The organism is Nocardia jinanensis, assembly GCF_014645735.1.
In the GTDB taxonomy this organism is placed as follows: domain Bacteria; phylum Actinomycetota; class Actinomycetes; order Mycobacteriales; family Mycobacteriaceae; genus Nocardia; species Nocardia jinanensis.
The window spans coordinates 907,635-913,634 of sequence record NZ_BMMH01000002.1 but is presented as its reverse complement, the minus strand read 5'-3'; the positions used below and the strand labels follow the sequence as shown (position 1 = coordinate 913,634).

The window sequence follows — 6,000 nt, the reverse complement described above, 5'->3', positions numbered from 1 at the left end:
CCGCTGAGGAGATCCTCGACTCCCTCGCCCGATATATCCAACGTATTTCAGGCGCGGAACACTAGGGCTTCCGGATTGTGTGTCATGGGTACTCCTCTCAGGGGCCAGATGATCGTAAGAACTTGCCGCCTCACCCACAAGAGGACCTGTCAACGGTCTGGTTTCGTCCTGCATTCGGAGCGCTCCGAGGGAGAGAACAGCTGTGATCGCGGGCCGCCGGTCGGCGATATCGGGTGATCAGAACTCGATGTTCAGGTTCTCGCTGATCGGTCGCGCCTGGCAGGCCAGGATGTAGCCGTCGGCGATGTCTTCCTCGTCGAGGACGGATGTGTTGCCCAGGCCGACCTTGCCCGCTCTCAGCGTGCAGACGCAGGAGCCGCATTCGCCCTCGCGGCACGAGAACGGCACATTCAGCCCTTCGGACAGCAGCACATCGACCAAGCTCGCTGCCCGCGGCCAGCGCAACTCGTGCTCCACTCCGTCGAGGCCGACCGAGACGGTCGCCGAGACGGTCGCCGTGTCGGCGCCGGTCCCGGTGAACACGACCTCGGCGAAAGTGTCCCCCGACAGTGAGGTGAAGGCTTCGGCGTGCACACGGTTGCGGGCAAGGCCTGAGCGGGTGGTCGCGTCGTGGACAGCCTCTTCCGCTTCTCCCAGCACAAACAGCAGGACTACACCGCCCGCGTCGCCGAGACTCCGGACGAGCTGGGGGTGCTTCTCGGATCGCTCGTCGATGCCGGTGCCGACGTCTTCGACGCCAATAGCCGGCGCTTCGACCTGCCGGCGTTCGAGGGCAGTGACCTGTCGCCGGCCGGATGGGCCAAGAAGCTCACCGGCGCCCATCCGGAGCTGCGTGCCGCACACCTGCCCGCCCGCTGCGTCGACTGGAGGTGGACTGCGTGGCAATATCGCGGCGAACGAGCTACTCGGCCGGTTTCGAGCGTTGCGACAACATCGCCATCCGGCGGCGGTGATCTTTCGCTACGAGGTGATCCGCTGGCGGAAACCGCCGAGTCCCGGCCGGAACCGGGTGCTGACGACACGGCTGACGCGCGGTCCCCGTTCACCGACGGCTAATCATCAGCAATTGACTGTCGCCGTCATATCATGCCTCCATGACATCCAGCGAAACACAGTACGAGGGGCCGCTGCATCAACTGGCACGTCGCGCGTGGCAGGCGATGCTGATCATCGGCTCGGCGTCGGTGGTCGTCGGTGTCCTGGTTCTGCTCTGGCCGGGACCGACGATCGTGGTCCTGGCCATCCTGTTCGGTATCTACCTGCTGGTTTCGGGCATCTTCCAGCTGGTCGCGGCGTTCGGCAGTCATGTGTCGAGCGGTTGGCGGGTCATGCTGATCGTCAGCGCCGTGCTGTCGTTCATCCTGGCCTTCTTCGCACTGCGCCATCTCGGCGACGCTGTGCTCCTGATGGCCCTGTGGATCGGTATCGGCTGGATGTTCCGCGGCGTTGCGGTACTGGTCGCCGGCGCCGACGTGCCCTCGGGCACCCCCGGGCGCGGCTGGAATATCTTTTTCGGCATCGTGCTGCTGATCGGTGGCGGGATGTTGATCGTCTGGCCGTTCAACTCGGTCGCGGTGCTGACCCTGGTGGCCGGCTGGTGGTTGATCTTCATGGGCATCGTGGAGGTCGTCAGCGCTTTCCACGTGCGCAGCGGGGCGAAGAATACGCCGAGCGCCATATGAGTTCACGCCGAACTCCCCTCCGGATATGAACTCTTGCGCCGGGTCGGCTCGCGGCGGTGCCCACAAGGGCTACCTACCGGAGCGCGCGGTGACCCGGATCGAACGGTGACTTGAATCCTGTCCGGTCGGTGCGCTTTCATGGGTACGGAAGGTGTTGATCAGCGAGTATCCGGATATCGAGTCCGGGAGGAGGCGCGGTCGTGCGCGTCGCGCCTCGAGCAAGCCTCGACTCTCAGCAGTGTCGCCGGAGCTGGGAGTGCCCAACCAGGCGTCGAGGCCCCGCGATCGTCATACGCGCGGGTGCACGGTGAGGTAGCGGGCCCGGCCTGTGGAAAAACGGCGAGCCGACAGCACTCCGTTCCGGAGGTTGATGATGACCAGCAGGTTCGACGGGCATATCGCACTCGATATTCGTGATTCGGTCGCCGATTGGGCGCCCTTCATCGAGCCCGGGGCGCCGCCGGGCGCGCCGAACGTTCTGTATCTCGTGTGGGACGATATCGGGATCGGCACCTGGGACTGCTACGGCGGTCTGGTCGAGATGCCGAATATGAAACGTATCGCCGACCGCGGCGTCCAGTTCACGCAGTTTCACACCACCGCCCTGTGTTCACCCAGCCGTGCCTCGCTGCTGACCGGGCGGAACGCTACCTCGGTCGGTATGGCGACCATCGAAGAATTCACCGACGGGTTCCCGAGCATGTGTGGCCGGATACCGGACGACACCGCGTTGTGCTCGGAGGTCCTGGCCGAGCGCGGGTGGAACACCTACGCGGTCGGGAAATGGCATCTGACCCCGCTCGAGGAGGGAAACCTCGCGGCGTCGAAGCGGCATTGGCCGCTGGGGCGCGGGTTCGAGCGGTTCTACGGTTTCCTCGGTGGCGAGGCCGATCAGTGGTTCCCGAATCTGGTCTACGACAATCACCCGATCTCGCAGCCCTACGCGCCGGAAGACGGCTATCACCTGTCGAAGGATCTGGCCGACAGAACGATCGAGTTCATTCGCGACGCGAAGGTGATCGCACCCGACAAACCGTGGTTCACCTATCTGTGCCCGGGAGCCGGTCACGCGCCGCACCATGTAGCGCGGGAATGGGCCGACAAATACCGCGGCCGATTCGATATGGGCTACGAGAAGTATCGCGAAATCGTGCTGGAGAACCAGAAACGCATGGGCCTGGTTCCGGCGAACACCGAACTGTCGCCCATGAACCCGTATACGGCGGAGAAGAGTGCGGAGGGCATACCGTGGCCGGCGCAGGACACGGTGCGGGAATGGGATTCACTGTCGGAGGACGAGAAGCAGCTGTTCGGCCGGCAGGCGGAAGTGTTCGCGGGGTACCTGTCCTACACCGATGCGCAGATCGGACGGCTCCTCGACTATCTCGAGGAGAGTGGTCAGCTGGACAATACGATCATCGTCGCTTTCTCGGACAACGGCGCGAGTGGCGAGGGAGGCCCGAACGGGTCCGCCAACGAGATGAAATTCTTCAACGGCTATATCGATACGATCGAGGACAGCCTGGCCAAGCTCGGCGAGCTGGGTTCGCCGACCACCTACAATCACTACAGCATCGGGTGGGCGATGGCGTTCAATACGCCGTACAAACTGTACAAACGGTATGCCTCGCACGAAGGCGGTATCGCCGACCCATGCCTCATGTCGTGGCCGGCCGGGATAGCTGCCCGCGGCGAGTTGCGCCACCGATACGTCAACGTCTGCGATATCACCCCCACCGTCTACGAGCTGCTGGGTATCACGCCCCCGGACACGGTGAAGAATGTGGTGCAGCGTCCTTTGGAGGGGGTCAGTTTCCGGGGGTTGCTCGATAACGCGGATGCCGATGTCGGCAAGCACACCCAGTTCTATTCGATGCTCGGCACACGCGGCATCTGGTATCGCGGGTGGTTCGCCGACGCGGTACACGCCGCGTGCCCCTCCGGTTGGGGACATTTCGACGCCGACCGCTGGGAGTTGTTCCATATCGAGGAGGACCGCAGCCAGATACACGATCTGGCCGAGGTTCACCCCGAGAAGCTGGAGGAGATGAAAGCGCTGTGGTTCTCGGAGGCACGGAAGTACAGCGGAATGCCACTCAACGATCTCGACATAGTCTCCACGATGATGCGCGATCGCCCGTCGTTCGCCAAGAGCCGGGACCGCGCTGTCTATTACCCCGGCCTCGCGGAGGTGGGGCCGGGTGCGGCTCTCGAGATCCGCGGCCGGTCGTTCGCGTTGCTCGCGGAGATGACCGTCACCGGCGGTGATGCGCAGGGGGTGCTGTTCGCCCACGGCGGGCGGCTCGGTGGGCACGCCTTGTTCGTCCAGGACGGTCGCCTGCAGTACGTCTACAACTTCCTCGGTGAAGAGGAACAGGCAATCATCTCCGACCGCCCGGCACCGCTCGGCGATCACATCTTCGGGATTCGTTACGAACGACGCGGAACCCGGCCCGACAATTTCACGCCGACCGGTGAAGCCACCCTCTACATCGACGAGGATCCGGTGGGTTCACTCGACGATATGCGGATCCAGCCCACCGTGTTCTCCGGTGTGGGAGAAGGGGTCCGCGTGGGCCGGGACAGCGGACAATCGGTTACCGGTCGCTATCGGTCGCCGTTCCCGTTCACCGGAGGAACCGTGCATCAGGTCATCGAAGATGTGACGGGCAAGCCGTACCACGACCTGGAGATGGCGGCGGCCGCCGCGTTCTCGCGCGATTGAGGCGACCTCCCATGACCACCGAAACCGACGCCGCAGCGCGCCGCGGCATGGTCCGGATCTCCGGCGGGGATTTCGCGATGGGATCGAACGACTTCTTCCCCGAGGAGCGGCCGGTGCGCCGGGTGCGAGTGGACGCGTTCTGGATCGATGCGCATCCGGTGACCAACGCCGCGTTCCGTCGCTTCGTGAAGCAGACCGGATACGTCACCGTCGCTGAACGAACTCCCGCAGCCGAGGACTATCCCGATGCGAGCCGGCAGAATCTGACCCCCGGTGGGCTGGTGTTCAGGCCCACCGGGGGGCCGGTCCCGATGGACGATTGGCGCCGGTGGTGGCGGTATGTCCCAGGTGCGTGCTGGCGCCACCCCCGCGGGCCCGGCAGCACGCTGGACAGGCGCGACCGCCACCCCGTTACCCAGATCGCCTACGGCGACGCCGCGGCATACGCGGCGTGGGCCGGCAAACAACTACCGACGGAAGCCGAATGGGAGTACGCGGCTCGCGGTGGACTGGACTCGGCCACCTACACCTGGGGTGACGAGTTCGAACCCACCGGCCGGCGCATGGCCAATGTGTGGGTCGGTGCCTTCCCCTGGCAATTCCACCCCGGCCGGGGGCAAGCGGGTACCCCCGGCACCACGGCGGTCGGCACCTACTCACCCAATGGCTACGGGCTGTCCGATATGACCGGCAACGTGTGGGAGTGGACCGTCGACAATATCCGTGCGCATCGCCCGGCCACGACCTGCTGCGCCCCGCGTAGCCCCCTCATCGATGATCCCGAACCGGATACAGCGCAGCGGTTTCCGCGCCATGTGGTCAAGGGCGGCTCGTACCTGTGCGCCGCCAACTATTGCCTGCGCTACCGACCCGCTGCCCGGCAGAGTCAGACGGTGGACACGGCCACATGTCACCTCGGCTTCCGCTGCGTCGTGCCCGATACGGATTCGTGATCGACTCCGGTCGTCGGCGACCGGACGCGACGGACACCGGCGGTGTACGCGCGCCGGCGGCGTGCGCGCCCGGCTCATCGCGCGGGCGAGCGCACGGCCGCGCTCATCATCCCCTACATCGCGGCGTTGCAGCCGGCGAACTGGTCGCTGCCTGTCCTGCGCGCCGATATCACTCCGGCGGCCGAGGCCGGTGCGGAGGCGACGGCGATCGTCGCCGCGCAAACCGGAGGTAGTCGCTCGCGCGCACCGAAATGGGCGGTACGGCTGATACGTCGGTTGTTACCCGCCCTTACCCCATTCGATCCGGACCGCTATCTGAATGTCCACTTCACCAAGGTGGCCGATCAGACCGAACTGATGCTCGACGGCTGGATCGCGGAGGGGGAGTCCCTCGGGTTGCCGGTGGCTCGGCTGCGCAGGCTCCGGACCGATTTCGCGGCCGGGGTCGCGCCGTGACCTCCGCGGCCGACGGCATCCTGGCTACGTTCGCCTCGTGCCGGCCGCTGTTCAGGGCGTTGGGCGACGACCGGCGGCAGGCGATCATCGCGCTGCTCGTGAAGGCGGATCGGGCCGATTTCGATGCCGGACGGCACTCGATATGGGGCACTAGCGCAGAACG

The 6,000-nt window shown here is 65.5% G+C and carries 5 protein-coding genes and 1 pseudogene; 5 read left to right on the top strand and 1 reads right to left on the bottom strand.

Going from position 1 to position 6,000, the window contains the following annotated elements:
* Positions 1-237 precede the first annotated feature (237 nt).
* Entirely contained in the window at positions 238-477 is a 240-nt protein-coding gene (locus tag IEY68_RS36910) for a 2Fe-2S iron-sulfur cluster-binding protein (protein ID WP_308434955.1), read from the bottom strand.
* A 162-nt stretch (positions 478-639) separates the two neighbouring features.
* Here IEY68_RS36910 and IEY68_RS36060 point away from each other — a divergent pair.
* From IEY68_RS36060 to IEY68_RS08705, 5 genes and pseudogenes are all read left to right on the top strand, one after another.
* Positions 640-840: pseudogene (locus IEY68_RS36060) on the top strand (12-oxophytodienoate reductase); the annotation flags it as partial.
* A gap of 275 nt (positions 841-1,115) precedes the next feature.
* A complete protein-coding gene (locus IEY68_RS08720; protein WP_062996316.1) occupies positions 1,116-1,703 on the top strand; it encodes an HdeD family acid-resistance protein in 588 nt (195 codons plus the stop codon).
* A gap of 373 nt (positions 1,704-2,076) precedes the next feature.
* Positions 2,077-4,428: an arylsulfatase gene (locus IEY68_RS08715; protein WP_189094145.1), complete on the top strand. Its 2,352-nt coding sequence runs from the start codon at positions 2,077-2,079 to the stop codon at positions 4,426-4,428.
* 11 nt (positions 4,429-4,439) lie between these two features.
* Positions 4,440-5,381 carry a formylglycine-generating enzyme family protein gene (locus IEY68_RS08710; RefSeq protein WP_062996320.1) on the top strand — a complete coding sequence of 314 codons (942 nt, stop codon included), beginning with the start codon at positions 4,440-4,442 and terminating at the stop codon, positions 5,379-5,381.
* 42 nt (positions 5,382-5,423) lie between these two features.
* Positions 5,424-5,837 carry a hypothetical protein gene (locus IEY68_RS08705; RefSeq protein ID WP_062996322.1) on the top strand — a complete coding sequence of 138 codons (414 nt, stop codon included), beginning with the start codon at positions 5,424-5,426 and terminating at the stop codon, positions 5,835-5,837.
* The last annotated feature ends 163 nt before the right edge of the window (positions 5,838-6,000 follow it).

Excerpts from the sequence above, each read along its gene's own strand:
- IEY68_RS08720 (WP_062996316.1), top strand. The coding sequence starts at position 1,116 with ATGACATCCAGCGAAACACAGTACGAGGGGCCGCTGCATCAACTGGCA.
- IEY68_RS08710 (WP_062996320.1), top strand. The coding sequence starts at position 4,440 with ATGACCACCGAAACCGACGCCGCAGCGCGCCGCGGCATGGTCCGGATC.
- IEY68_RS08715 (WP_189094145.1), top strand. The coding sequence starts at position 2,077 with ATGACCAGCAGGTTCGACGGGCATATCGCACTCGATATTCGTGATTCG.